Genomic DNA, 25,509 nt, shown 5'->3' on the forward strand with positions numbered 1-25,509 from the left:
AACTCCGCCTCAAATTTTCCCATAAACTTCTCATACTTCTCCTTCATTTTTATCCATGCTTCCTCCCTACACATATTAACATCTTTTTTATATTTCTATGTGTTTATACATCATAATTTTAGAACGGAAGGTAAAAATAAAAGGTAAAGAATACCAATTAATTATTATTATACATATAAAAAATATGATTGTAAAGGTACTTTTCTGAATTTTTCGCCAATTGTGTTTGTATAATAATTAATTCGATAGAAGAAGTTTTAGAAGGGCTAAATATTCCATATACGAAGTGTTGACGAAGTTCTTATGGCGTTATATAATGACAAATTGTTGCATAAAGATTAATTTTAAATATTATTTATGCATTGAAGGAGGAGAAAACATGACTAACGAAACGACAGCCTCATTTATATATCATATGAAGTTTATCATACTATCAGCACTAGGTATATTCTTATTTATGACACCTGTTACGTATGGTGACGAAACAAGTATTCCGGTGGCGATTCTTGCTGGAGAACTTGAATCTATTTTAGGTAATTATACAGCACTCATGGTCTTGGGGATTATCTCTTTATCAGCGATCATGTCGGTAATTGCCTTTTTAATGAATAAAATAGATGACGATAAGTTTTCTAAGGATGTTTTTTGGGGTTCCCTTTTTAATGTTGGGCCTATTTGGCTAATCGTTCGGTTACTTGGAATGGTCTTTGCGATCTTTACTTATTATCAAATCGGATGGGAATGGGTCTATTCAGATGTCACTGGTGGATTACTACTTGATGATTTATTGACCTTCCTGCTAACGGTATTCTTATTTGCTGGGTTATTATTACCTTTACTACTAAGCTTTGGGCTATTAGAGCTAATTGGAGCACTGTTCACTAAAATTATGCGACCAGTTTTCACTTTACCCGGTCGTTCAACTGTTGATAATTTAACCTCTTGGTTTGGTGATGGCACGGTTGGTGTGTTACTAACTAATCAGCAATATGAGCAAGGCTATTATACTAAACGAGAGGCGGCTGTAATCGGTACAACTTTCTCTGTCGTATCCATTACTTTTACGATCTCAATTATTCAACAAGTTGATTTAATGCACATGTTCTTACCGTTATATGGGACTATTTTTGTTGCTGGTCTTTTTGCAGCATTAATCATGCCGAGAATTCCACCTTTATCACGTATTCCAGATACTTATATTAAAGACGGACAATCCAAGCTTGATGAATCCATTCCTAAAAACTATAATGCATTTACTTGGGGATATAAAAAAGCAGTTGAGCGTGCTGCACAATCACCTGGATTAACTGGTTATTTACAGTCTGCTGCGAAAAATGTGTTGGACATGTGGGTTGGTGTGTTACCAATCGTTATGGCTGTAGGTACTCTCGGCTTAATAGTAGCTGAGATGACTCCAGTTTTCACTTGGTTGGGTACGCCATTTGTTCCTGTATTAGAGTTAATGCAGGTACCTGAAGCACAAGCCGCTGCAGAAACAATCTTAATCGGTTTTACTGACATGTTTTTACCAGCGTTAATGATTGAATCTGTAGCAAGTGAAATGACTCGTTTCATCATTGCTGCATTAAGTGTTGTTCAGCTTATTTACTTGTCAGAAGTTGGTGGTGTGTTGCTTGCTTCTAATATTCCAATTAATTTCAGACGTTTAGTAGCGATTTTCCTACTACGTACTGCGATTACCTTACCAATTATCATCTTAATCGCACACTTAATTTTTTAAGTATAAACCTTAAAAATGCTGCCACAACGTTTGTGGCAGCATTTTTTCTGTTCCTTATTTGATTAACCACTACTGTTAGACCATATAATGATCTCTAGCAAGCATAAAATATTCAGCCGCTTTTTTATATCGTTTATTCTGATATAAGAGTTGTCCATACAGATAATAATAATGCTTCAATTCTACTTCTTCACCACTATTTTCAAAAAACGGAAGGACTTTATGCTGTAAGTAATCTAGAAGTTCTCCATCTCGTTTTTCTAACTGCATTTTCAATACTTTAAATTTCACGATATATCGTTGGTGATTAATATTTTTTGCAATCATCAGCCCATGATTTATATGTTTTTTAGCCAAGTAATGATCTTTCTTTAAGACATGAATATATGAGAGCAAATATCTCGCATTTAAGAAATCACTTTCACTTATATTGAAGTCTAATGCTTTCTTAAAATATTTCTGTGCTTCATCATAGCGTTGCATATGAAAACGAATATAGCCAATGTGATGATGAATATTCGCCCTCGTTTTATCTAATAAATGCTCTCCGTCGACTTCTTTTAACTTTACAAAGTAATTTTCAGCCGAGTAGTAATCTCCTACTAAACAATAGTTAACACCCAGTACTACTTGACAGTCTATCATACGTACGTAATACAGTTTATCTTGAAATAATTTAAAGGCTTTTTGAGCATGCTTATTTGAAATTAATATATCATTGAAACGATTATATACCTGTGCCATAACTAAATGAAGTTCCGGGTCTTCTTCATCTCCTAGGATTTCCTCAGCTGTTTCCAAATGTTCAATAGCATGGTTATATAATCCTTTTCGCCTGTAATAAATCCCTACAAACTTATAAAAGCTGTATGGGGCGCAAGCTTTAAATACCATTGACCGATTCGTTATATATTTAAATATCTTCTCAGCCTCGTTCAATTGATCCATTAATAAATAGTGACCAAATAACCCCAAATAATATAGCGTATGATGATCGACATGAAGATCATCAGTTATGGATGATGTTAATTTGTTATAGAATTTCTTCATCTCAGGTATATGAAAAATGTGAATATGCTCTAACCAACCTTTTAGATCTTCTTCAAGCGATGGATTCTTACGACTTAAGATTAGTGACTGTTTAATGTCTAGCCTCTGTGAGAGCTTTCTTAGGATGTCTTCATTAAACTCAACCAGCCCATTCTCCAATTTACTAATGTAGGTTACCGAACAAATCCCCTCAGCCAACTGTTCTTGCGTTAATCCTTTACCAGTTCGGTACCATTTAATGGTCTTTCCCACTAATGTCATATGAATCCCACCTACGGCTTCAAACCAATTATTCTTTTATCGCCCATTCACCTTGTACGATAATCGGTTCTCTGTCACCTCCTTTAGTGACTCCATAGACATCTAAATCATGTGATCCCATCATGAAGTCTTCATGAACTAGACTAGTATTAATGCCTTTTTCTTTTAGTTCTTCTTCGCTTAACTTCTCTCCACCTTTCAAATTAGTCGGATATGCAGAACCTAACGCTAAGTGGCAGGATGCATTTTCGTCATAGAGAGTATTAAAGAAAATAAGATTAGATTGTGAAATTGGTGATGAATGTGGGACTAGCGCTATTTCCCCTAATCTTGTTGACCCTTCATCAGAGTCTAAAAGATGTTTTAAAATTTCCTCACCTTTTCTAGCTTCAAAATCAACCACTTGTCCATCTTTAAAGGTCAACTTAAAGTCCTCAACAAGATTACCGTTATAGTTAAGTGGTTTGGTATTCTTAACGGTTCCATTTACTCGCTCGCGATGAGGCGCTGTGAACACTTCTTCTGTTGGCATATTCGGGTTGAATGATGCTCCATTCTCTGCAACAGCTCCTCCACCAGCCCATAAATGGTTTTCCGGTAATCCAACTGTTAAGTCAACTGTTTCAGATTTATATTCTAGCGCATCATATTGCTTATCATTTAAATAGTCTCTAATTTGGTATAACGTTTCATTATGATCGTTCCAGGCGGCTATTGGATCGTTTTGGTCAACTCGTACAATTTGGAAAATTTGTTTCCATAAATCTTCAATCGCTTCTTCGGTATTTTTTTGATGATCATAAATTTTATCAGCCCATTTTTCAGTAGGAACCGAAACGATTGACCACTGAATCTTGTCATTCATAATATATTGTTTATACTCTTTCATTGCCTGACTTTGTGCTTTGGTTGATTTGGCAACTTTTTCTGCATCAATTCCTTCTAATAAGTCAGGGTTCGGTGCATATATATTTAATACAGCACCTCCGTTTTTGACGTGACCTACTTGGCGTTCGACCAACCAGTCAGGAACATTTTCAAGTACATGCATTGGTTCTTTTTCATATCTTTTTCTAGTCAATACTTCATCTGACCAATTAACGTGGACATTTTCAGCTCCGGCTTCATAAGCCTCATCGACAACGTAATGGGCAAATTCTCTCGCTTCTATTGGCGCATTAATAAATAGAGCTTGTCCTTGTTGAATATTGACTCCCATAGTAACTGCTAGCTTAGCATACTTCGTTAATTGCTCTTTGGTTGGTACCATCCAAACACTCCTTATCCTTCTCTTTTCTCCTATTATTTCATAATTTGCCCAATATAAAAAGTCATCAAACCTAGGTAAAAGACTCAACATCGAGTTGAGCCTTTTTATTACTGCTTTAAGATCCATTTGATCAGGTCATCTTCAACGTTTGTAGTTAAATCCAAATCCATGGACTGTTGATATATTTGTTCAAATTCAACTTGCTGTTTTTTGATATCAGCAAGGCATTCCTTTGCCTTAAGCATTTCCTCTTTATAGGACGATTTGTACTTTGCTAATTCATCATGATAAAGATCATCCGGGTGACCATCGATGAACCGCTCATATACATCAAAAATCTCATCAGTCTCTTTAATAGGATCATGTTCATGTGGTGCTGTTGCATCAAAAATAGCTACACTCAACTCTCGCAAAATGACCATGTCTAGGCTTCCAGGGTCAAAACCACAATGATAAATTTCTATATCAAAGCCTCGATTTTTAGCTTCATGAGCAATCTTACGTAGCATCGTAGACTTCCCTGTTCCAGACCTTCCTTTGATAAAGATTCTTTTCTTCAGTTCATCAGTCAACTCCATCACATAATCAACTGGTCCTTCTGGTGTAGCTGCTCCTAAATAGCGATGTTTAACACTACCTGGCTTATGAAGAGAGCTATTTTCGAAAATGTCTTGAATGAGTTGTTCCGTTTCTTGGTTGGCTCTTTCCACATTTAAATGATCGACATACAGCTTCTCTACTTGATGATGATGTGATAATGCTGTTTGAAAATGGTCAATGGCTGCTTGGTATAAGGTTTTAACTTCTCCACGATGCTTTTGTAAGTCTTTCTCGTGGTTCTTTAAGTAGTCATAATCGTAGCGATCACCTAAATAAACTAACTTCTCATATAACATTGGATAAACCACACGTTTTTGGTTCATTTTCGTTCGATCAAAAATACCAATATCGAGTGATGGTATGACGATTCCTTCTAGTTGATCGGTCATTAGATGGTTGTGAATATAATCAATGTCATAATGATTGGTAAAATGATTAGCTACTCGTTGTAAAATCGGGCTAACTATTGTGGTAAAACCACCTTCGATGTAAACGACTCGCTCTAATTGTTCAATTAAATTCTCATAAAAGTTCACATAACCTTTAGCTGTCGTACCACCCATGAAGTATCTGTAGTGAACCATATGCACCCTCCTTATGCTCCCGTAACATACTATATGTGTAGAGGGCTTGGAAAAGAACAGACGACAGCTAGTCATAGAACCGATTAACTTGTTTTATTTTTTTGCCTCATTCATCATTTCTTTCGTCTCCCGATCCTCAATATCTACCTTACTTGATGTAAACCAACCAATCACTGCAATTAAGACTAAAGTTGCATAGAAGATGATTTTCCATAAGGTTGAATGGGGAAAATCGTGAGGTATCCACGCAATATCTTCATGAGCAAGCGTTAAAACGATTAGTTTAACACCGACCCAACCAACAATGATGAAAGCTGCCGTTTCTAGACCAGGTCTTTTCTTTATCAGTTTGACAAAGAATGTCGCTGCAAATCGCATAATGATGACACCCACTAAACCACCAAATAAAATAACGAGGAACTGACCACCATCCATTCCACCAATCTCAGGTAAACCAGATTCAGGAAGAGCGATCGCGATTGCAACTGCAGCTAAAATTGAGTCCACCGCAAAGGCAATATCTGCAATCTCAACCTTTAACACTGTCATCCAAAAACCAGCACCCTGAACTTTTTGCGCTTTTTTTTCTTGGTCTTCTTCTTTATCTTTATTTAGTAGAAATTTCTTTACGATATGGTTACCTGCAATGAATAATAAGTAAACGGCACCTATGGCTTGGACCTGCCATACATCGACAAGAAAAGATATGATAAATAACGAACCGATACGGAATATAAAAGCGCCAAAAAGACCATAAAATAATGCTTTCTTACGCTCTTTTTCCGGAAGGTGCTTAACCATAACGGCCAGTACCATGGCGTTATCTGCTGCTAGGATTCCTTCTAATACAATTAAAATTAATAATACCCATCCATATTCTAATAACAGTGATACATCCATTGTGTTTCTCTCCTCAATTAGCTATTATACGTGGTAAGGACTACATATGTTTTTAGCATAACCACGTAGATGCTAGATCATTAAAATTAATTTTCTATTGAGGAGATGTTACACTTCATGAGGAATCAGACCCGAGGGGATGTGTGCGAGAAAGGTGGTTTCAATGACTTTTTGCCCTCGTTTGAAGCGCAAATTGGCCGTGACACATCGCCTCAAGACCGTTTTCAGCCCCCTTGAAGCGCAAAATGGACGAGAGACGTGATCTAACTCGTCACAAAGCTTATTACATTCCCATCACACAAAAAAGAGCAATGCCATCATCGGCACTGCCCTTTCTCCACAGATTTCTTACTTATTGATAATCTTCCATTTCATCTAACAGTTTATCAAGAATGGCACCATCAAGTTCTGATACTTCATTTCTATAGAAGTCACGAACTTCAACAGCTTCTTGTCTGAACGCATCACGCTCTTCTTCAGTTAATTCAATAATTTCGATATCAGAATCCTCTTCCATAAACTCTAGGAATTCAGTGTTCTGACGATCTTGTTCTTCATAAATCCACTCTTGCATTTCCTCTGTTGTTTCATCAACCATTTCCTGTACTTCAGAATCTAAGCCTTCATACCACTCAGTATTTACTGTAGTCATCGCTACATAGTTGTTGTGGTTTGAAATCATTAGATAATCTTGAACCTCGTGGAATGACGCATCCGCGATGAAGAAAATTGGGTTTTCTTGTCCATCAACAGTACCACGGTCCAATGCTGTGTATAGCTCACCCCAGCTCATTTCTTGTGGGTTAGCATTATATCTTTCATATGACTCCATAATTAATGGTGATGTTTGTACACGCATTTGGAAGTTCTCAAAGTCCTCAGGTGTTTGTAGTGGATGACCATTTGAAGTCCACTGCATACCACCCTCAGTCCAGAATGCGAGTGGTGAAATGTTATGTTCTTCATAACGTTCACGTAAATCTACATTTAACGCTTCACTATTTTCTAAAACTTCTTGAGTTGTTCCTACATCATCTGGGAATAAGAAATGTAGAGCGAATAACTGCCCTTCTGCAACCATGTTACCTGTAAAACCAGGTGACATAACTGCCATTTCTACTGTACCTTGCATTAACTGGTCAACTTGGTCCGTTTCACTACCTAGTCCACCAAACTCATATACTTCAATCTCGATTGCTCCATCAGATTTCTCTGCCATACGATTAGCAAATTCTTCTGCATAGACATATTGAACTTGACCTGGTTCTTCCTCGGTAACAAATCTCCAAGTTTGTGGTTCAATACTTGTATTCTCATCTTCATCTTCATCTGAATCGTTATTGTCATTCGAGTTTTCTTCTTCGGTTGAATCTTCACCATTCGAGTTATCACCTTCAGCACCTTCGTCTGAATCGCCACCACACGCAGCTAGTAACCCTAGTGTTAGAAATAATACTAAAGCTAACCAGAAAATCTTTTTGTTAAAAATAACCATTACCCCCTGTAATATTGTTTATTATTATAGTTTCCCTTACAGTAATGCAAGAGAAATCTGTGGAAACAGAATTAATAAAATAGACATTAACACCATTAAAATAATATAAGGTGGTGTTCCTTTAATGACTTCCATGTATGGCCTATTAAAGACCGCACTGGCTGTAAATATGTCAACTCCAAACGGCGGTGTTGCAGAACCTAATGCTGCTTGGAAAGTAATAATAATGCCTAAATGAATAGGATCAATGTCTGCTGTTTCAGCTACTGGCAAGAAAATTGGTGTCAGTACTATAATCACAACAATTGGATCAACAAACATACATCCAATAAAGAAGAAGATACTAACAATAATTAAGACATATATCGCACTTGGATCCGTTCCTAGTACTGTTTCAGTCAGCATCCTTGGAATGTTTTCTAAGTTAATTAAAAAGGTAAACACTTGTCCACCAGCTACAAGTATAAAAACAGCCGATGTGACCAATCCTGTAGATAAAGCAATACTTGGAATTTGTTTAATATGCACAGATCGGTATACAATAACTTCGAGTATAAAAGCGTATAATACCGAAACACCTGCTGCTTCAGTTGCCGTAAATAGACCACTATATATACCACCGATGACTAGGATTGGAAAACCTAGAGGTAGTAATGCCTTCCTGAAAGTCACAAACCTTTCTTTCCAAGTTGCTTTTGGCGCAAGAGGTATGTCTTTAACCTTTGCATAAACCATGCTGTATGTAGCAAATACCAAAAATACCATAATACCAGGTAATATACCTGCGATAAACAAGTCACCTATTGATGTACTTGACGATAATCCATAAATAATCAACCCGATACTCGGTGGAATTAACAATGCAACATCACTAGAGTTAATGATCAATGCCATTGCACTCGAGTCTTTGTACCCAACCCGTAGTAAACGTTCACGCATTGGGCGACCAATTGCAACAACTGTCGCTTGTGTTGAGCCTGATATTGAACCAAACATCGAACAAGCTGCTGCTGTTGTGACTGCATATCCTCCACGAATATGACGGACGAACGAACCAATAAAATCCAGTAAGCGTTCTGAAGTTCTACCTGATGTCATAATATCAGCTGCCAAGATAAATAACGGAACACATAAAAGTTCGTACGTCTCGATTCCTGTTATTAACTGTGGCACCATGATTGATGAATCCAACATCGGTGAGTAGAAAATAACGACAACAAAAGGCGCTATAATAAGTGGAATCATCATCGGAAAATTAAGCATCAGGAGAACAAACATAATCCCTAGTAGTGCTGTTAACATGATTTTTTCCTCACTTTTATGATTTTTTTAAACCTGCAAATTTTCATCTAACTCACGATCTTCTGGTTCAATGTCATTGTAGTCCAAAACATCTGTCCCAATATATACTTCTTTATTTACAATATTCACGATCGTGTTACGTAAGAATTGTATAGCGCCTGTAAAAAAGCCAATCGGGATAAACATATACATCCACCAAAGAGGAACTTCAAGTGACGCTGTTGTTCTACCTGATTCATAAACTGTTAAGACATATTCATAAGAAACATATGATAAATAAAATAGGGCAATTGATGTTACACAAGGGATGAAGATCGCCATTGCCTTACGAACCTTCCAAGGCACTGTATCGTAGATCGCCGACATACTAATATGGCGTCCTTTACGCGCTGCATAACTAATCCCCATAAATGTTGCAATGACAACTGCAAAACGTGCAACTTCAGCATGAAACCATATACTTGGTCCAAATACTTCACGACTGATCACATTTCCACAGATCATAATCGCAATGACTAGAATTGCTCCGATCAAAATAAACTCTTCTAATTTTAAAAATGCACGATCTAGAAGTCTTAACCCTTTTATGATCGATTGTAAGACCTTATGATCCTTCACTGATTTAGAACTCACTTGGTTTTCTCCTCCATTTATTTATGCCATCTAACGACAATCAAAATATGGTATCCAAAATGAATCAATATTATCGTAACTAAAATTTCCAACAGACTACAAACAGCGAATATTTAGAAATAGTCGAAATATTCTTTGCTAATTTGTATATGTTACATCTATGAATAACTATTCTTTGTTATATTTATCTATGCTTATTTATAGTGCTAAATACTTAAAATTTGTCATTTGACTTTATGTGGAATTTTATATATAGAAGGAAACGACTTGTTTATAAAATATATATTTCTTGGAGGTCAATTTATGAAAAGATTTTTTCTGAATTATAGGAAAATTCTATCACACAAAATAAGCGATTTCAATTACTAATTTTGTCAAGATTTTCCGATTAGATAAAAAATCTATGATGAACTTTGCTGAAAGGAGTCTCATGGTGTTTGAATACGTCATCACCCCTTTATCACACATCAGTATAAAAAAAGCCTACTGATCAACAGTAGGCTTCATTATTTGAGCTTATTGTCTTTTGGATAGGCTAATAATTAAATCCCCTGACTCCGCGTATAAGTCGGTTTTTGGATTGAAGAAGGATAGCTCGCCAGACTTTCTTAGTATTAGCAATAGAACGTCTTCTTCTTCTCGGTCATTTAGATAGTGGCGATGAGTATATTCTTTCGTAATCATCGTCTTTTTAAAGACAAATCCTTGGTTGATTTTTTCATTTAGTGATGTCCATGTCACTTTTCCATCAAACAATACCGTACCACTAATATGACGGCTAACATCTTCTAGTTGATCGCCCTCATTCACCTGTAAAGGCAATTGGAAAAGATGTTCCCTTCCAAAAGTCGGCTTAAAGGTTGAGCTAACTAACGTATTATACGAATCATACTCCGTTAAACTTAACATGTAGTCGTAAGGTGTCATATCAATTTGGTAATCCGTTTGTTCAGATAAAATCTCACCGTGCACACACGGCACCCCTAACTGCTTAGCGTGTGACAAACGACTCCATGAGGCATCTGAAATTAATACCGGAACACCTAAATCATGCAATACCTTACCTAATTGTGCAGAGAATTTGTTGGATCCGACCATTAAAACTCCTGGTTTACTGTCTGTCGACAAACCTAACTTACGTGATAACCAGCTAATGGAAAATCCGTGCGCCACAACGGTAGCAAAGACTAAGCCAAAGGTTAATGAGGTTAAGATCTCTGCATCATGAAACCCTTCATCAACTAATATACTTGCAAAATACGCTGAAACCGTTAAGGCTACAATACCTCGAGGCGCGATCCACCCAACTAATAACTTTTCTCGGAACTCCAAATTTGTTCCGATCGTGGATAAGAAAATAGTCAAAGGGCGAATCACAAATAACATCATCAAGATGAATAAAACAATATTTATATCAAAGATCGATAGCAAAGTTTCACGATTTAAAGATGCAGTTAACATAATGAAGATAACTGAAATCAGTAATATCGATATATTTTCCTTAAAGTGACGCATATCTTCAATGGATGAAATATGCATATTGGCAATTGTCATCCCCATAACAGTAACTGCTAAAAGGCCTGTTTCATGCATAATGAAGTCGCTTAAAGCAAATGCCATTATAACCGTTACTAAGACGATTGGCGATTTTAGATACTCAGGTACAGCACCCTTTTCAAAAGAATAACCAATACCGTAACCAAAAATCATTCCAATAATACCGGCTAACACGGAAGCTGCTAAGAACGTTAATACTGCTGAGAAAGCAACTGTTTCGACTGTTAAGAATTTAATAAATTCAAATGCAAAGACGGCTATTAAAGCACCAAACGGATCGACAACAATTCCTTCCCATTTCAAAATGGCAGCTACTCTAGGTTTAAGCTTGGCTTGTCTTAGAAGTGGTAAAATAACTGTAGGACCCGTCACGATAAAGATTCCACCAATTACAAAGGCAACAGCCCATGATAAACCTGCCACATAATGAGCCGCTAATGAGCCTAGCACCCATGCTAAGAACGCCCCAAGCGTCACAATGCGGTAAACCGGCTTACGCATTCCTTTAATTTCGCGAAAATCTAAATTCAAACTACCTTCAAAAAGGATAATCCCTACCGCAATAGAAATCAACGGACTATATAAGTCTCCTAATTCCTGTGCTGGATTGATTATTCCTAAAGTGGGACCGGCTATTAGACCAACAATCGCCATGACAACAATAGCTGGTAAACGAGTGCGCCAAGCAACCCATTGAGAAAAGATCCCAAGTACCCCAATTAGCATCATGACCATTAATAAGTTCTCCAATGATGTTCCTCCTAACGTTGCCCTTTTTTAAGTTTCTCTTAAATATGGAAAGTTATTAATTAACTTTGCATGAAGAGACTGAACAAAAGTGTGCTTGCTATAGATCATCCGAACTATGGGAAACTTACCACTTCCACTAAGCTAGTGAATCATTCGCTTTAGTATTATAAACACGTCATTATGTCGCAGCCTCTTTTTATTTTTGACACAAGATACCATGCAATTATAAATAGGTGTTAAGGGTGAGTCAATCATAAAACTTTATATTAATATAAGTTTTTTTAGGGGGGTTACCAACTAAGTTCTCTATATCCAAAAACTTATACAAAAAACACCTTAACTCCCCTCATGAAGGGAATTAAGGTGTTAATGGGAAATCCTAATCGTATTATGATACAGGTTGGTTGTTTAGGTAATTTTCTTCGTATTGCTCACGGCGTCGTTTGGAAGCTTCACTTACCTGTTCATCAGCATGATAAGATGAACGAACCAACGGACCCGCCTGACAATGCTGGAAGCCTTTTTGGAAAGCAATTTTTCTTAACTCAGCAAACTCTTTTGGTTCATAATAGCGCTCAACCTTCAGGTGGTTACGCGTAGGTTGTAAGTATTGACCAATGGTTAAAATATCAACATCATGTGCTAACAAATCATCCATGGTTTCTATCAGTTCTTCTTTCGTTTCACCTAATCCAACCATAATACTTGATTTAGTTGGTGTATCTGGTGAAATTTCCTTAACACGTTTAAGTAACGTTAGTGAACGATCATAGGTAGCTCTTGAACGAACAGTTGGTGTTAACCGACGAACCGTTTCAACGTTATGATTAAAAATATCAGGTCCAGCATCCATTAATGTACGAATGCTATCATAGTCACCTTTCATGTCTGAAGGTAATACTTCTACTGTTGTACCTGGATTACGGCGGCGAATAGCTTTAACTGTCTCTGCAAAAATAGCGGCACCACCATCTTTTAAGTCATCGCGAGCGACAGCCGTGACAACTGCATGACGTAGGCCCATAATCTCAACTGATTCAGCTACACGCTCTGGTTCTCCCCAGTCTAACTCAGTTGGTAATCCTGTGTTAACAGCACAGAAACGACAACCTCTTGTACATGTGCTTCCTAAGATCATAAAGGTAGCTGTTTTACGAACAGCCCAACATTCATGAATATTTGGACAGCGCGCTTCTTCACAGACGGTATTGAGATTTTTTTCACGCATCATTTTCTTAAGGCCAATATAATTTTTGTTCGTGTTTAACTTAATTTTTAGCCACTCAGGCTTTCTTACATACTCCTCTTTCTTTGTCACTAATAACACCCCTTACAAAAGATTATCTGGCAAAATTCCAATCATCACTTGCATATTTCTGTTTCATTAGTTGTTTGACTTCTTGTTGTTGATCTTCTGTTAACATATACGGCTCGAGGCTAACTTGTAAACCTTTTTCAAATCCATGAAAAAAAGCTTTTTCTACCTCTCTAATTGAAGGACGCCTTCCTAACTCCCTTTCGATCGAGGTTGCTTTATCCTTAAGCTTCTCCTTTGCTCTTTCTCGCTTATGTTCATCTGAGTAGACGAACATATCAAACAACTGATCAAGATTCATGCTTAACGGAATCGATCCGTGTTGTAAAATTACTCCACGCTGTCGTGTTTGCGCACTTCCTGCTGCTTTCTTTCCATTAAGAACTAATTCGTACCAAGATGGTTCATCAAAACAAACGGCTGATCCAGTTTGATTCAACTTTCCTTCTGGTATGGAAAACTTGGCATCAAGTCCAAGTAACCGGTAACCTTCAAGCAGTCCTTTCGAGATAACCTTATACGCCTCAGTCACTGTGCTTGGCATACCCGGATGTTCTTCTGAAACAATGACACTATATGTTAACTCATCATCGTGTAAAACAGCTCGACCTCCTGTTAAACGACGAACTAAGCCAAACCCGTATTTCTTAACGTTTTCTGTATGTATTCTTCCATTAACCTTCTGGAAATATCCTAGAGATAATCCAGCTGGTTCCCACTGATAAAATCTCAACGTCGGTGGAATCTTTCCCTCACTATGCCATTTTAATAAACACTCATCTAATGCCATATTATATTGAGGTGATTGAACCTTAGAATTAATAAAATACCAAGTTTTCGTCATGACCTACACACTTTCTGTTATTTATGCTCTGATAAAGTCCGTTGTTGTTATGGTGATTCGCTTTCGGTGGACGCTTTCCGTGGGCACGGCTTCAGCTAACTTGGGAAGGAAAAGCACTTCCCAAGTGGATCTTCAGCTCGTGCTGTTCCCACAGGAGTCGCCACCTTCGCTCTCACCATACAACAACTAAGAACTATTCCTTGAATTATCAACACTAAAATTTAACAGAGCCATTATTTAAGTAAAACCGTAACAATTCTCTTGAAGGAATTTTTTAGTAATCATTTCAAACAACTTCATCATATCAAGAAACATTAAGCGTGTAAAATAACACACATCTAATTACGGTTAATAAACAATTTTAAAAAATAACCCCTAATACAGAGGACAAATGTGCTTCTATTAGGGGGATTCCTATCTATTATTGTTGTTTTAACTGTTCTCTTAATGAAGCTAACTCTTCTTCTAGTCGTTTAAGAGTTTTCTCCAACATGGTGACGTTTCCACCATTAGCCTCTAGCTTATCTAAGTCACCTTGAATACGGATATAATCATTTTTAACTTGATCAATTTGGGCTTGTATTTCCTCTTTTGTCATGTAATTCACTCCATTCTGAGTATTATTCTATATCTGATATTAAGGTTCTATTTCAATTGTGGTAGTGTGAATATTTACACCACCGACTTATTACCTTTTTTAATCTGTAGGGTTAGGACAAAATCAATTTATAATCCATAGATGAGCTGGTTATGAATTCTTGGTGTGCTCTAATACCGCTTCATCAAAATGCTTCGCTTTCCGCGGGCACGGCTTCAGCTAACTTGGGAAGAAAAGCACTTCCCAAGTGGATCTTCAGCTCGTGCTGTTCCCGCAGGAGTCTACGCATTTTGATTCCGCTTAGTACTGCTCACCTAACACAGATAAATTACTATATGTTCTTACTCAATATCGACCCTCTTTCCCTAGTGTCTTCGTCAGCTTTAGGATAACAAGAGATGGCGAGCGATAGGTGGTCACGCCAGGTTGGTGACAACACTACCCCCGTGGCAACACCGACACTTATCCACCCTGTACATCGTGGGAACAGCGCGAAGCTCGAGCCGTGCCCACGATAAGCGTCCACCGAAAGCGAGTCACACACGGGGCATTCATCAACTTCTCAACATGACTGCTGTAATAATAGACACCACCACATTTAGTATAGAGCCTAAATTAACACTAATGCAATGAATCGATCTAAAAAAACTAGGAGTCCCTCGCTCCTAGTTTAGTGGTGAAGTATAAAGTTGCGTAGTGGTAACCGTTGTTCAAACTCTCGTCTGTCGATTTCATAAATAATTTTCAACTCTTCTAAATCAAACTGATAATTAGGCTTCTCTAAGTTAACTTTAAAAACTAATGTCATTTGTGGTTCAGTTAATTTGAACCCTTCAACACCAACATAGTCTTCAATAACCTGATGAACTTCAGGACTCGATTGGTAAAAAAGATCTGTTTGATGACTTGGATCAATAAACAAATCAACCTGAATCATTTCACTTGCTGATGACAAGCTAACACCATTTTCCTTAACGATTTGAATATCTTTAATGATAGGCATTTCATTCCCTGTCCAACGAAGCTGTTTACCTATATAGACGTCTTCATAACTTTCAAATATCTTGGCTTTTGCACCTGTATGAGTGATACTAAGAAATTCACCACTATTACTATTAGCGGTTACAACGAAAAACCCGGTCAATCCTGATCCAAAAAATAATATCGTTACCAACATCCATCTAAGTTTCTTCATATACTAGGCACCTCATTATCGAGTACAGTTTGACATGGTTGTCTAATTTACAACTATTATTTATATTATTCGATATAACCGAGCTAATTCCTTTTTCTTAGTTCAATTTTCTCGAGGCACCTAGTCATTTCTTATGATGATGATAATATTAGTCTGCTAAATATTTACCTTTCCAGTAAGAGAACAGTATATGTGCTGCAATCCGACTCGTCATGTTACGGAAATCTATGGTTGGATCAATTTCAACGATATCCATTGCCTTCACCTTTGGATGCTTAGCCGCTTCTTCAACTGCCTTCATTAAAGTCAAACTATCCATCCCACCTGGGCCAATTGCCGGACAACCAGGTGCATAGGCTTGGTCTAATACGTCCATATCGACGGATAAATAAATGAGATCAACCTGTTGGGCTAAATGATCAAGTGACTTCTTGATTAAAGTATCGATCTGATGTTGTCTGACATCAGCCATGGTATACACGGTAACACCTTGTTCCTTGGCATAGTCATCATACCCTTTGGCATTGGTGAAATCTCTAATACCGATTTGAATTATTTGCTCACCTTTTAGAACATTATTTTCAATAGAACGACGAAATGGTGTTCCGTTTGTTGGGCCACCGTCTTCTAAGTTTCGAAGATCATGGTGAGCATCAAATTGAATGACGCCAACCATACCATAGGCTTCATGATGAGCTTTTATAGACGGGAAACTTACCGAATGATCTCCACCCAATACAATAAGCTGATTAACTTCTTCCCGGTCAAGAACCGATTTTGTCGATTGGTAGATTCTATCTTGTGAGTGGATGAGATCGGTTGGATGCATTTCCACATCACCGTAGTCAGACACTTCGATATCTTTAAAGTCGTGTCCTAGCTCATTTGAATAGGTAGAGTAACTACCAAGTGCTTGACGTATCGCCCCTGGTGCAAAAGCTGCTCCTGAATGGCTGATAGACGGCTTCGATAAAGGGGCTCCAATCACCCCATATTGTCTTCTCTCACCATCTTCTTCCACTAACAATTCATTCATCTTGGTCACATATGAATCTTTGAAAATAGCTTTTCCAGCTGGTTTTAGAAAAGATTTACCCATGCAAACCACCTCGTTCATATAGCTTACACCCTGCTTTAAATACAGTGTTCACGTGATTGACCCCATAATGATAAGGAATATATTTATAATTTGGTGCATCCCATATGACAAGGTCTGCTTGACGCCCTACCTTTAATTTACCAGCAACTTCCCCACGATTGATCGCATAAGCGGCATTCGTAGTGACGGCATGCCAAATCTCTTCTGGTGTCATTTGCATCTTAAGGGCCGCAAGTGACATAATCAGTTGGATATTTTCTGTAACCGAGCTTCCAGGGTTAAAGTCAGTGGAAATGGCGATGATTGCTCCTGCTTCAATCATGTCACGTGCTCTTGCAAATTCCCCTTTACCTAAATAAAAGATCGTCCCTGGTAATAACACTCCTATGGTATTTGAACTAGCCAGTTGCTGGATCCCTTCATCGGTTGCAACAGCTAGGTGATCGCCAGAAGTTGCTCCTAATTCAACAGCTAGTTGTGTTCCACCTAGTGGGTCAATTTCATCAGCATGAAGCTTGACATTAAACCCATACTCTTTGGCTTGCTGTAAATAACGTCGTGATTGGTCGACCGTAAATACGCCTGTTTCGGTAAAGATATCGACAAATTCAGCTAGCCCTTCCTCTTTAATGGTTGGGAACATTGCTGCCATTTTATCGAGTAAAGCTTCAGGGTCATCTTTATATTCTTCAGTAATCGCATGAGCGCCTAGAAAGGTTGAAACCACATCTATTGGGTGGTCAGAACCTGCCTTATTCGCAACTCGAAGTTGTTTTAATTCCGTTTCATGATCCATGCCGTAGCCACTTTTCGCTTCAACAGTTGTGATTCCATAACTGGCCATTCGGTCTAAATGAAACATCGCTTTTTTATACAATTCTTCTGCAGATGTTTCTCGGGTAGCACGAACGGTTGATAAAATTCCTCCACCTTGTTTAAGAATATCAAGGTATGGGACACCCTGCTGTTTAAGCGCCATCTCATGCTCACGCGATCCCCCAAACACCAAATGTGTATGTGGCTCCACAATTCCAGGTGTCACCAGTCGCCCTTCGCAATCTATTTTGTGATCAGCTGGTAGGTTCTTTATTTGATCAGATGACCCGATTTGACTAACCTTCCCATCCTCTATTAACAATCCATAATCTTCGTACACTTTTAACTCATTCATATCTTGACCACGAACCGGTCCATCCTGATGATCCATCGTTAATAGTTGACCGATGTTGTATAAAACGGTTGCCATGTGAAGTTCCTCCTTTCATCCTATCCATCAATCTAATAATGGAATATTGATACCCTTCTCCTTCGCTGTGTCCTTGGCTAAACTGTAGCCCGCATCGACATGGCGAGCAACTCCAATACCCGGGTCAGACGTTAGGACTCGTTCCAATCGTGCAGCGGCATCTTCTGTTCCATCTGCAACAATAACCATACCTGCGTGCAGGGAGTAGCCCATGCCAACACCACCACCATGATGAACAGATACCCAGCTCGCACCATTCACACTGTTAATTAAGGCATTTAAAATCGGCCAATCAGCTACTGCATCGCTCCCATCCTTCATTCCCTCTGTTTCTCGGTTAGGTGAGGCTACAGAGCCAGCATCTAAATGATCCCGACCGATGACAATCGGTGCTGATATCTCTCCAGATGCGACCATATCATTAATGATTTTTCCGAATCTTGCACGTTCACCGTATCCTAGCCAGCAGATCCTTGACGGTAACCCTTGGAATGCAACTTGCTCACGAGCCATTCTAATCCACTTACATAAATGCTCATTATATGAAAACTCCTCGAGTATCACCTCATCGATTTTATAAATATCTTCTGGGTCTCCAGATAATGCAGCCCACCTAAAAGGTCCTTTCCCTTCACAGAACTGAGGGCGAATAAATGCTGGTACAAAACCAGGAAAATCAAAAGCATCCTTCACACCTTCGTTATACGCTTCTTGTCGGATGTTATTACCGTAATCGAAAGTCACTGCTCCTGCTTTTTGTAAATCAATCATTGCTTGAACGTGCTTTTTGATACTTCTGCGTGATAGAACCAAATAATAGTCGGCATTTGATTCACGCAATTCTTTTCCTGCTTGTAATGTATAACCTTCTGGTAAATAGCCGTTTAATGGGTCGTGTGCCGATGTTTGATCCGTGACTAAGTCAGGTATTTCTCCACGCTCAACAAGTGCTGGTAAAACCTCTGCAGCATTACCTAATAATCCGATTGATAAAGGCTCACCCTTTGCTTGAGCCTCTCGAGCCATTTCTAAAGCTTCATCTAGTGAATCTGTCATCTTATTTAAATAACGGTGTTCAATCCGACGCCTAATTCTGTCCTCATTAACTTCAATAGCTATGACAACACCTTCATTCATCGTCACTGCTAAAGGCTGAGCACCACCCATACCACCTAAACCCGCTGTAACGGTTAAGGTACCCTTTAATGAACCACCAAAATGCTGTCTTGCTGCTTCGGCGAATGTTTCATAGGTACCTTGCAAAATCCCTTGAGTTCCAATGTAAATCCAGCTACCTGCCGTCATTTGTCCATACATCATTAACCCTTGTTTCTCTAGTTCACGGAAATGCTCCCAATTGGCCCAAGCGGGTACTAGATTTGAATTAGCTAACAACACTCTTGGAGCATCTTTATGAGACCTAAAAACGGCCACTGGTTTTCCAGACTGTACGAGTAACGTTTCATCGTCTTCTAACTCTTTTAACGTGCTGACGATTTTATGATAGCTCTCCCAATTACGCACAGCTTTACCAATCCCTCCATATACAACCAACTCATCCGGGTTCTCAGCTACTTCAGGATCTAAATTATTCATTAACATACGTAATGCCGCTTCTTGTACCCAACCTTTTGTATTGAGATCGCTTCCCCTTGGTGCACGGATATTCTTCACTCTATCAACCATTAAAAAAACTCCTCCTCTTTTGTAGACTACTAGCTCATTCATTCTAGCTTTAATAGATTATATGTTGAATCTATAATGATTCATGTTAATGTCTTACGTCGGTGTTGAATGAGATATTTTACTTGTCACCAACCAATTCGCTAATGCTTCAATATCTTTAGAAAATACACGATCTTGTGTAATCGTTGGTACTACCACACGAGCCCGGTTGTAAAAATCTTGCGTGTCCTTGGCCATTTTCTCTACTCCACGAATCTCAACTGCTTGCATGGCACACATTAACTCTATCGCTAGTACTCTTCTGACATTTTCAATGATTTGAGCAGCATGCCTGGCGCCAATAGTTCCCATACTCACGTGATCTTCTTGATTTGCTGATGATGGGATCGAATCCACACTGGCTGGGTGTGAAAGTGTTTTATTTTCAGAAACGAGTGATGCTGCCGTATATTGCATAATCATCGCCCCTGACTGTAATCCGGGTTCAGGGCTTAAAAATGGGGGTAAATCATTGAGCTGTGGATTAACCAACCTTTCAATGCGTCGTTCAGCCATACTTGCAACCTCTGACATACCGATTTTCAGTAAGTCCATCGCTATCGCAATTGGTTGACCGTGAAAATTACCTCCAGACCTCACTTCACCTTGCTCATTAAAAATAAGTGGATTATCTGTTGCCGCATTAATTTCAACAGCAAGTTTATCTTTGACATACTTAAGTGTTTGCCAAGACGCGCCTAAAACTTGAGGTATACAACGAATCGAGTAAGCATCTTGAACACGTTTCTCTCCTTGTTTAGTCACCAATTGACTATCCTGTAGATACTCTGAAATTCTTCTGGCGACATCAATTTGTTCGGTAAAACCTCGAGCCCGGTGAATTCGCTCATCAAAAGCATCCATAATACCTTCTAGCCCTTCAATGGTGATAGCAGCTATTCGTTCTGCTTGGCTTAATAGCTCTTCAGCCTTTAAATAGGATAAGACTCCAACTGCGGTCATTGCCTGCGTTCCATTAATTAAGGCTAACCCTTCTTTTGCCACAAGTTGAATGGGGTCAATTTGTTTTTGTGAAAACACCTCTTTAGTTGACTGTTTATCACCTTGATTAAACACTTCTCCTTCGCCAATTAATACCAAGGCTAAATGGGCTAAGGGAGCTAGGTCACCACTTGCTCCAAGTGAACCTTGCGAAGGGATAACCGGATGCACCTGTTTGTTTAATAATTCGACTAGCCGTTCAATGACAACTGGTCTGACCCCTGAGTATCCTTTTAAAAGCGTGTTGGCACGCAATAACACCATGGCGCGGCTAACTTCCTCACTAAAAGGCTCCCCGACTCCACAAGCATGGGAATGGATTAAATTTAGCTGAAGTGCATTAATGTCCTCTAAATCTATTTCCACATCGCTGAATTTCCCAAAACCTGTGTTGATTCCATAAATGAGTTCGTGGTTAGCGATTGATTCTTCAATCTGATGGCGACTATTACCCACCATAGCCATCGATTCTTCTGAGAGTGTCACGCATTCAAAATCGTAAACAACCCGCCCAACTTCCTCTAACGTTAAACCGTGTCCCGTTAATTCCACTGAATCACCCTCCTTCGCTTTTCACCATACAACAACTAAGAGAATCATCTACACTAAACTTTAAAAGTGCCCAACAAAAAGGGGACTTATCCTTGAATGTCTTCAAGAATAAGCCCCCTATTATCTCATTGCTCTGGGCATTTATATGTGGTTAATTCCTAAACCTGCCGTTTCATGCTCTAATCCTCGAATAGGTGCACCGATTGTTCCGTATAACGCAACGGCAATCCATTCACCTTCTTCTCGATCTTCATACGGCTGACCACGAACCACAGCAAACCTTAACCCGACTGTTCGCATGACATCACCTAATTGAACTTGACCTCTAGTGACCCCCTGTACAGCTTCCAAAATCGCATGATATAAAGCATGCATCTCTCGGTAAAGGTTTTCTTTAATTATTCCGTTTCGCTTAGCCGCTGTTTCAATCGCAGAAACAACCTTTTGTAAATCCATCGACCCTGTTTTTCCTAAACAGTAAGTATAGGATGTTTTCTCCATTTGGGGTTTAAGCTCAGATAACTCGTCACTACTAGCTAAAACTAACTGTAGAGCTTTCTTCCCAATTCCGATCTCTGTTTGTTTACCCATCTTGACACCATCAATCCTATTTAATAACTATCTAAATTGTAAAACTTTTTTGACAATGTGTCAATAACTTGTAAAATTATGATCGACCAGTTGGATCCCACGGGAAGCCAGCACCAAACTTCTTAGCTAGCGTTTTAGACTCCTCACGACGTTTTTTACGATAAACTGCACGTTCTTCTGCTCCTTGGTTTAACCACTTTTCTTCCTCAGACTCTGGGTAGACAGACGGCACTTGAGTTGGCTTTCCATTCTCATCTACAGCTACCATGGTTAGAAAGGCGGTTGTACATACCTTACGCTCACCTTTGATCAGATCTTCAGTAATCGCTTTAACGAACACTTCCATAGATGTATTGTGTGTCCAAGTGACAAATGCTTCTAAACAAATCGTGTCGCCTTCTTTTACAGGAGCTAGAAAGTCAACTGAATCTGTTGATGCCGTAACAACCGGCATTCTCGCATGTCTTGTTGCAGCGATAGCTGCTACATCATCCATATATGCCATTAGTTGACCACCAAATAATGTCCCATGACTATTTGTGTCTGGTGGTAGGACGTGTGAATTTTTAACCGTTAACGAATGTATACATGGCTTTGCTTCCATCGTTTCACCTCTTCATTTTTGCTAATAGTATACCATTCAACCTGGGTCTTTACACAAGAAAAAAGAAGCTCACAATACTGCAAGCTTCTTTCCTGACCTTTTACTCATCTTTCTTTTTAATTCCTTGTTCTTCTGCTAATCGCTTAGCAATTTTAACCGAATCCCAAACCGGTGGTAATAACAAGATGGAAACAGGTACAGCTGAAACAACGATGAAGTTTTGTAATAAACCAATACTGTCACCACTTCCATCACCGATCGCAATTAAAGTTGCTGCAACAGCACCAAAAATTAACGCCCAGAATACACGGACATACTTACTTGGGTCATCATTACCCGTAATCGATACGGCTGATGCATAGGACATAGAGTCTGTTGTTGTAGCTACGAAGACAACTGTAACGATTAAGAAACCAAACGCTAGTATCGTACCAAGTGGTAAACCGTCTAAAATAGCGGCTACAGCTGCCTCTTGACCGACTTCAGCCAGTGGCCCGGAAATGCTTTCTGGATTTTGGATTTCTAACCAAATTCCCGTACCACCAATCGTGGCGAACCAGAAGTTACTGACAAGTGGTGCCATGATCGCAACTGCAATCACTAGTTCACGAATCGTACGACCTCTTGAAATACGAGTAATAAAGATCGCCATCATTGGACCGAAACCAATGAACCAACCCCAGAAGAAAATGGTCCACCAACCAAGCCACGCTTCATCACCACGTGTTAAACTCATCATTAAGTAATTTTGCATTTGAAATGCTTCTGCTGCGACAAAAGCATCTAAAATAAACATTGTTGGACCAACGATTAAGATGATGACCATAAGGACAATTGCGAATCCAACGTTAAATCGACTTAAGATCTGAATACCTTTATCCACACCTGTAACAGCGGAAATAGATGCGACAATAACTAAAATAATAATGAACGACAATTGTGTAAATAAATTACTAGGTATTCCGAATAAGTTTTCAAACGCATATGCTGCCTGAATCCCCAGGAAACCAATCGCACCAATCGTACCCGCAGCAACGGCGATAATTGAGGTAATATCAGCTAAAGCACCCCAAACGTTAAAGCGTCTGTACACTTTATCACCAAGTAAAGGATAAAGAATTGTTCTTGGCTTTAATGGCATGCCTTTATGATAGTGAGCATACATTAATACGATTGTAGAAACTGTACCAAGAATCGCCCAAGCTGAGAATCCCCAGTGGAAGAATGCTTGTGATAGACCAGGTACAACCCGATCCCATGTGTCCATTCCTTCAGTTGCAAACAACGGTGGAGTCGTCATAAAGTGTTCCATCGGTTCACCTGCTGCCCAGAACACACCACCACTTGCCAGCAAGGTTGTTGCAATCATAGCAATCCATCGGAAATTACTATACTGTGGCTCGTCTTTTTTACCTAAACGAACACGTCCATAACGTGAAAACATCAAAATTAAACTAACAATTAACGTTGCTAGCATAAGTAACTGCCAAAATAATCCAAACCACTCGACTGAAAAATCAAATGATGTCGCTACAGCCTCGGCTGCAAAATCCGGAGTGAAGAATGCTAGTACTAAGAATAATACTAAAAATCCTCCACTAATTATAAAGGGTCCCCATTGAGTCCCTGTACCTAAATACTCATCGGTATAATACTTCTTCTTCATTCTTTTCCTCCCATTTGTAAAGAAACTTTTTAATCAATAATGTGCGAGTTGACTAAATCAACCTCTTACTCCCTTCGTAAGCTTTTTGCACAATTAGCTTTAAATTTTAGATAAAAAGTTGATGTTAGTCAAAAAGCTATTTAAGTACAATCTAGCAAGAATTTTAAGAATTTTAGAGTGATTTTATTCTTAGATATGCATTCCCATTAAATTTGGCTTTCAATCATGTTATTTGCAACTTTTCTATTTTTATAAGTATTTGTTATAGAGGATTTGCCTATTGATGTAAAATCCTTTAAAATTTGAAGCGAAATTTAGTTACTAATTCGATGTTTTAAAAGGAGATCAGCTATGGCTAACTTGAAAGAAATTAAAGCTCTTAAAGAAAAAGGGAGCTGGTCAGAAGCTCAATCTAACATACTAAAACTGGTTGAGGAAAACCCTAATGACTTCGAAGCTTTCCTGGAAGCTGGTTTAATTCATGAGAAGCTTGAGATGATACCTCAGGCGATTACTTATTATCAAAAAGCCTTAGAATTAGATGCTGATGAAATGATCCGTCAACATACGCTATTACAGCTTGGCATATCTTACCGTGCTGTTGGACTTTACGAACAAGCACGAGAAACACTTGAAATTGGTATGAGTGAATTCCCAAGCGACCATCGTTTTTATGTATACTTTGCGATGACACTTTACAATTTAGGTGATGCTGATCTAGCAATGGAGATTATTTTAAACAAGTTGCTGGAAACTACCGAAGATCAACAGCTACTAAGTCATCGTGAGCTAATTGAATTTTATGCAAGCTGTTTAGATGAGACATTTAACTAATTCAAAAGAAAACCAACCGAGGTAGTAGACTGACATAGCGAAATGAGACAAAGATAAAACACCTTCTTAGGCTGCTTTTACTCCGAAATTAATTG

The 25,509-nt window shown here is 38.6% G+C and carries 21 protein-coding genes; 2 read left to right on the top strand and 19 right to left on the bottom strand.

Annotation, left to right across the window (positions count from 1 at the left end; all coding sequences use genetic code 11):
- Nucleotides 1-379: 379 nt before the first annotated feature.
- Nucleotides 380-1,741 (top strand): YjiH family protein, encoded by a 1,362-nt coding sequence (locus tag HWQ49_RS10905; protein WP_188207651.1) that lies wholly within the window; start codon nucleotides 380-382, stop codon nucleotides 1,739-1,741.
- 75 nt (nucleotides 1,742-1,816) lie between these two features.
- Here HWQ49_RS10905 and HWQ49_RS10910 read toward each other — a convergent pair whose 3' ends face one another.
- The 19 genes from HWQ49_RS10910 to HWQ49_RS11000 form a co-directional block, all read right to left on the bottom strand.
- Nucleotides 1,817-3,052 (bottom strand): helix-turn-helix domain-containing protein, encoded by a 1,236-nt coding sequence (locus tag HWQ49_RS10910; RefSeq protein WP_188207652.1) that lies wholly within the window; start codon nucleotides 3,050-3,052, stop codon nucleotides 1,817-1,819.
- 28 nt (nucleotides 3,053-3,080) lie between these two features.
- On the bottom strand, nucleotides 3,081-4,322 hold the full coding sequence (locus tag HWQ49_RS10915; RefSeq protein ID WP_188207653.1) for an aminopeptidase: 1,242 nt from the start codon (nucleotides 4,320-4,322) through the stop codon (nucleotides 3,081-3,083).
- Nucleotides 4,323-4,429: 107 nt separating this feature from the next.
- Nucleotides 4,430-5,506 (bottom strand): hypothetical protein, encoded by a 1,077-nt coding sequence (locus tag HWQ49_RS10920; RefSeq protein WP_188207654.1) that lies wholly within the window; start codon nucleotides 5,504-5,506, stop codon nucleotides 4,430-4,432.
- 93 nt (nucleotides 5,507-5,599) lie between these two features.
- Entirely contained in the window at nucleotides 5,600-6,406 is an 807-nt protein-coding gene (locus HWQ49_RS10925) for a TerC family protein (RefSeq protein WP_188207655.1), read from the bottom strand.
- Between the two features lie 352 nt (nucleotides 6,407-6,758).
- Nucleotides 6,759-7,901 carry a TRAP transporter substrate-binding protein DctP gene (gene dctP, locus HWQ49_RS10930; RefSeq protein WP_188207656.1) on the bottom strand — a complete coding sequence of 381 codons (1,143 nt, stop codon included), beginning with the start codon at nucleotides 7,899-7,901 and terminating at the stop codon, nucleotides 6,759-6,761.
- Nucleotides 7,902-7,937: 36 nt separating this feature from the next.
- Nucleotides 7,938-9,203, bottom strand: a complete 1,266-nt coding sequence (locus tag HWQ49_RS10935; RefSeq protein WP_188207657.1) for a TRAP transporter large permease — start codon at nucleotides 9,201-9,203, stop codon at nucleotides 7,938-7,940.
- 27 nt (nucleotides 9,204-9,230) lie between these two features.
- Complete coding sequence (locus tag HWQ49_RS10940; protein ID WP_317450929.1) at nucleotides 9,231-9,836, bottom strand: TRAP transporter small permease; 606 nt, start codon at nucleotides 9,834-9,836, stop codon at nucleotides 9,231-9,233.
- Nucleotides 9,837-10,352: 516 nt separating this feature from the next.
- Nucleotides 10,353-12,143, bottom strand: coding sequence for a cation:proton antiporter (locus HWQ49_RS10945; protein ID WP_188207658.1), 1,791 nt, complete (start codon nucleotides 12,141-12,143; stop codon nucleotides 10,353-10,355).
- Between the two features lie 388 nt (nucleotides 12,144-12,531).
- Nucleotides 12,532-13,461 carry a lipoyl synthase gene (gene lipA, locus HWQ49_RS10950; RefSeq protein ID WP_188207659.1) on the bottom strand — a complete coding sequence of 310 codons (930 nt, stop codon included), beginning with the start codon at nucleotides 13,459-13,461 and terminating at the stop codon, nucleotides 12,532-12,534.
- Nucleotides 13,462-13,483: 22 nt separating this feature from the next.
- On the bottom strand, nucleotides 13,484-14,302 hold the full coding sequence (locus HWQ49_RS10955; RefSeq protein ID WP_188207660.1) for a lipoate--protein ligase family protein: 819 nt from the start codon (nucleotides 14,300-14,302) through the stop codon (nucleotides 13,484-13,486).
- 421 nt (nucleotides 14,303-14,723) lie between these two features.
- A complete protein-coding gene (locus HWQ49_RS10960; protein ID WP_188207661.1) occupies nucleotides 14,724-14,900 on the bottom strand; it encodes an SE1832 family protein in 177 nt (58 codons plus the stop codon).
- A gap of 670 nt (nucleotides 14,901-15,570) precedes the next feature.
- A complete protein-coding gene (locus tag HWQ49_RS10965; RefSeq protein ID WP_188207662.1) occupies nucleotides 15,571-16,095 on the bottom strand; it encodes a hypothetical protein in 525 nt (174 codons plus the stop codon).
- A gap of 148 nt (nucleotides 16,096-16,243) precedes the next feature.
- Entirely contained in the window at nucleotides 16,244-17,194 is a 951-nt protein-coding gene (hutG, locus tag HWQ49_RS10970) for a formimidoylglutamase (protein ID WP_188207663.1), read from the bottom strand.
- Complete coding sequence (gene hutI / locus HWQ49_RS10975) at nucleotides 17,187-18,440, bottom strand: imidazolonepropionase (RefSeq protein ID WP_188207664.1); 1,254 nt, start codon at nucleotides 18,438-18,440, stop codon at nucleotides 17,187-17,189. Before hutI ends, hutG begins: the two co-directional genes overlap by 8 nt.
- 27 nt (nucleotides 18,441-18,467) lie before the next feature.
- Nucleotides 18,468-20,126 carry a urocanate hydratase gene (gene hutU, locus HWQ49_RS10980; RefSeq protein ID WP_188207665.1) on the bottom strand — a complete coding sequence of 553 codons (1,659 nt, stop codon included), beginning with the start codon at nucleotides 20,124-20,126 and terminating at the stop codon, nucleotides 18,468-18,470.
- A 93-nt stretch (nucleotides 20,127-20,219) separates the two neighbouring features.
- On the bottom strand, nucleotides 20,220-21,719 hold the full coding sequence (gene hutH / locus HWQ49_RS10985) for a histidine ammonia-lyase (protein WP_188207666.1): 1,500 nt from the start codon (nucleotides 21,717-21,719) through the stop codon (nucleotides 20,220-20,222).
- Nucleotides 21,720-21,860: 141 nt separating this feature from the next.
- The gene (hutP, locus tag HWQ49_RS10990; protein WP_188207667.1) at nucleotides 21,861-22,310 is read right to left on the bottom strand and encodes a hut operon transcriptional regulator HutP; all 450 of its coding nucleotides are present in this window, start codon (nucleotides 22,308-22,310) and stop codon (nucleotides 21,861-21,863) included.
- Nucleotides 22,311-22,386: 76 nt separating this feature from the next.
- A complete protein-coding gene (locus tag HWQ49_RS10995; protein ID WP_188207668.1) occupies nucleotides 22,387-22,914 on the bottom strand; it encodes an acyl-CoA thioesterase in 528 nt (175 codons plus the stop codon).
- A 100-nt stretch (nucleotides 22,915-23,014) separates the two neighbouring features.
- A complete protein-coding gene (locus HWQ49_RS11000; protein WP_188207669.1) occupies nucleotides 23,015-24,580 on the bottom strand; it encodes a BCCT family transporter in 1,566 nt (521 codons plus the stop codon).
- A 351-nt stretch (nucleotides 24,581-24,931) separates the two neighbouring features.
- Between HWQ49_RS11000 and HWQ49_RS11005 the strand changes: the two genes are divergently transcribed.
- Nucleotides 24,932-25,414, top strand: a complete 483-nt coding sequence (locus HWQ49_RS11005) for a tetratricopeptide repeat protein (protein ID WP_188207670.1) — start codon at nucleotides 24,932-24,934, stop codon at nucleotides 25,412-25,414.
- Nucleotides 25,415-25,509 lie beyond the last annotated feature (95 nt).

The organism is Alkalibacillus aidingensis (assembly GCF_014595945.1).
Taxonomy (GTDB): Bacteria; Bacillota; Bacilli; order Bacillales; family Alkalibacillaceae; genus Alkalibacillus; species Alkalibacillus aidingensis.

Bases quoted from the DNA above. Each gene is read 5' to 3' on its own strand.
- HWQ49_RS10905 (WP_188207651.1), top strand. From the start codon at position 380: ATGACTAACGAAACGACAGCCTCATTTATATATCATATGAAGTTTATC.
- HWQ49_RS10915 (WP_188207653.1), bottom strand. From the start codon at position 4,322: ATGGTACCAACCAAAGAGCAATTAACGAAGTATGCTAAGCTAGCAGTT.
- HWQ49_RS10965 (WP_188207662.1), bottom strand. From the start codon at position 16,095: ATGAAGAAACTTAGATGGATGTTGGTAACGATATTATTTTTTGGATCA.
- HWQ49_RS10960 (WP_188207661.1), bottom strand. From the start codon at position 14,900: ATGACAAAAGAGGAAATACAAGCCCAAATTGATCAAGTTAAAAATGAT.
- hutU (WP_188207665.1), bottom strand. From the start codon at position 20,126: ATGGTTGATAGAGTGAAGAATATCCGTGCACCAAGGGGAAGCGATCTC.
- hutG (WP_188207663.1), bottom strand. From the start codon at position 17,194: ATGGGTAAATCTTTTCTAAAACCAGCTGGAAAAGCTATTTTCAAAGAT.
- HWQ49_RS10920 (WP_188207654.1), bottom strand. From the start codon at position 5,506: ATGGTTCACTACAGATACTTCATGGGTGGTACGACAGCTAAAGGTTAT.
- HWQ49_RS10995 (WP_188207668.1), bottom strand. From the start codon at position 22,914: ATGGAAGCAAAGCCATGTATACATTCGTTAACGGTTAAAAATTCACAC.
- HWQ49_RS10925 (WP_188207655.1), bottom strand. From the start codon at position 6,406: ATGGATGTATCACTGTTATTAGAATATGGATGGGTATTATTAATTTTA.
- HWQ49_RS11000 (WP_188207669.1), bottom strand. From the start codon at position 24,580: ATGAAGAAGAAGTATTATACCGATGAGTATTTAGGTACAGGGACTCAA.
- hutI (WP_188207664.1), bottom strand. From the start codon at position 18,440: ATGGCAACCGTTTTATACAACATCGGTCAACTATTAACGATGGATCAT.
- HWQ49_RS10935 (WP_188207657.1), bottom strand. From the start codon at position 9,203: ATGTTAACAGCACTACTAGGGATTATGTTTGTTCTCCTGATGCTTAAT.
- HWQ49_RS10910 (WP_188207652.1), bottom strand. From the start codon at position 3,052: ATGACATTAGTGGGAAAGACCATTAAATGGTACCGAACTGGTAAAGGA.
- hutP (WP_188207667.1), bottom strand. From the start codon at position 22,310: ATGGGTAAACAAACAGAGATCGGAATTGGGAAGAAAGCTCTACAGTTA.
- HWQ49_RS10955 (WP_188207660.1), bottom strand. From the start codon at position 14,302: ATGACGAAAACTTGGTATTTTATTAATTCTAAGGTTCAATCACCTCAA.
- dctP (WP_188207656.1), bottom strand. From the start codon at position 7,901: ATGGTTATTTTTAACAAAAAGATTTTCTGGTTAGCTTTAGTATTATTT.
- HWQ49_RS11005 (WP_188207670.1), top strand. From the start codon at position 24,932: ATGGCTAACTTGAAAGAAATTAAAGCTCTTAAAGAAAAAGGGAGCTGG.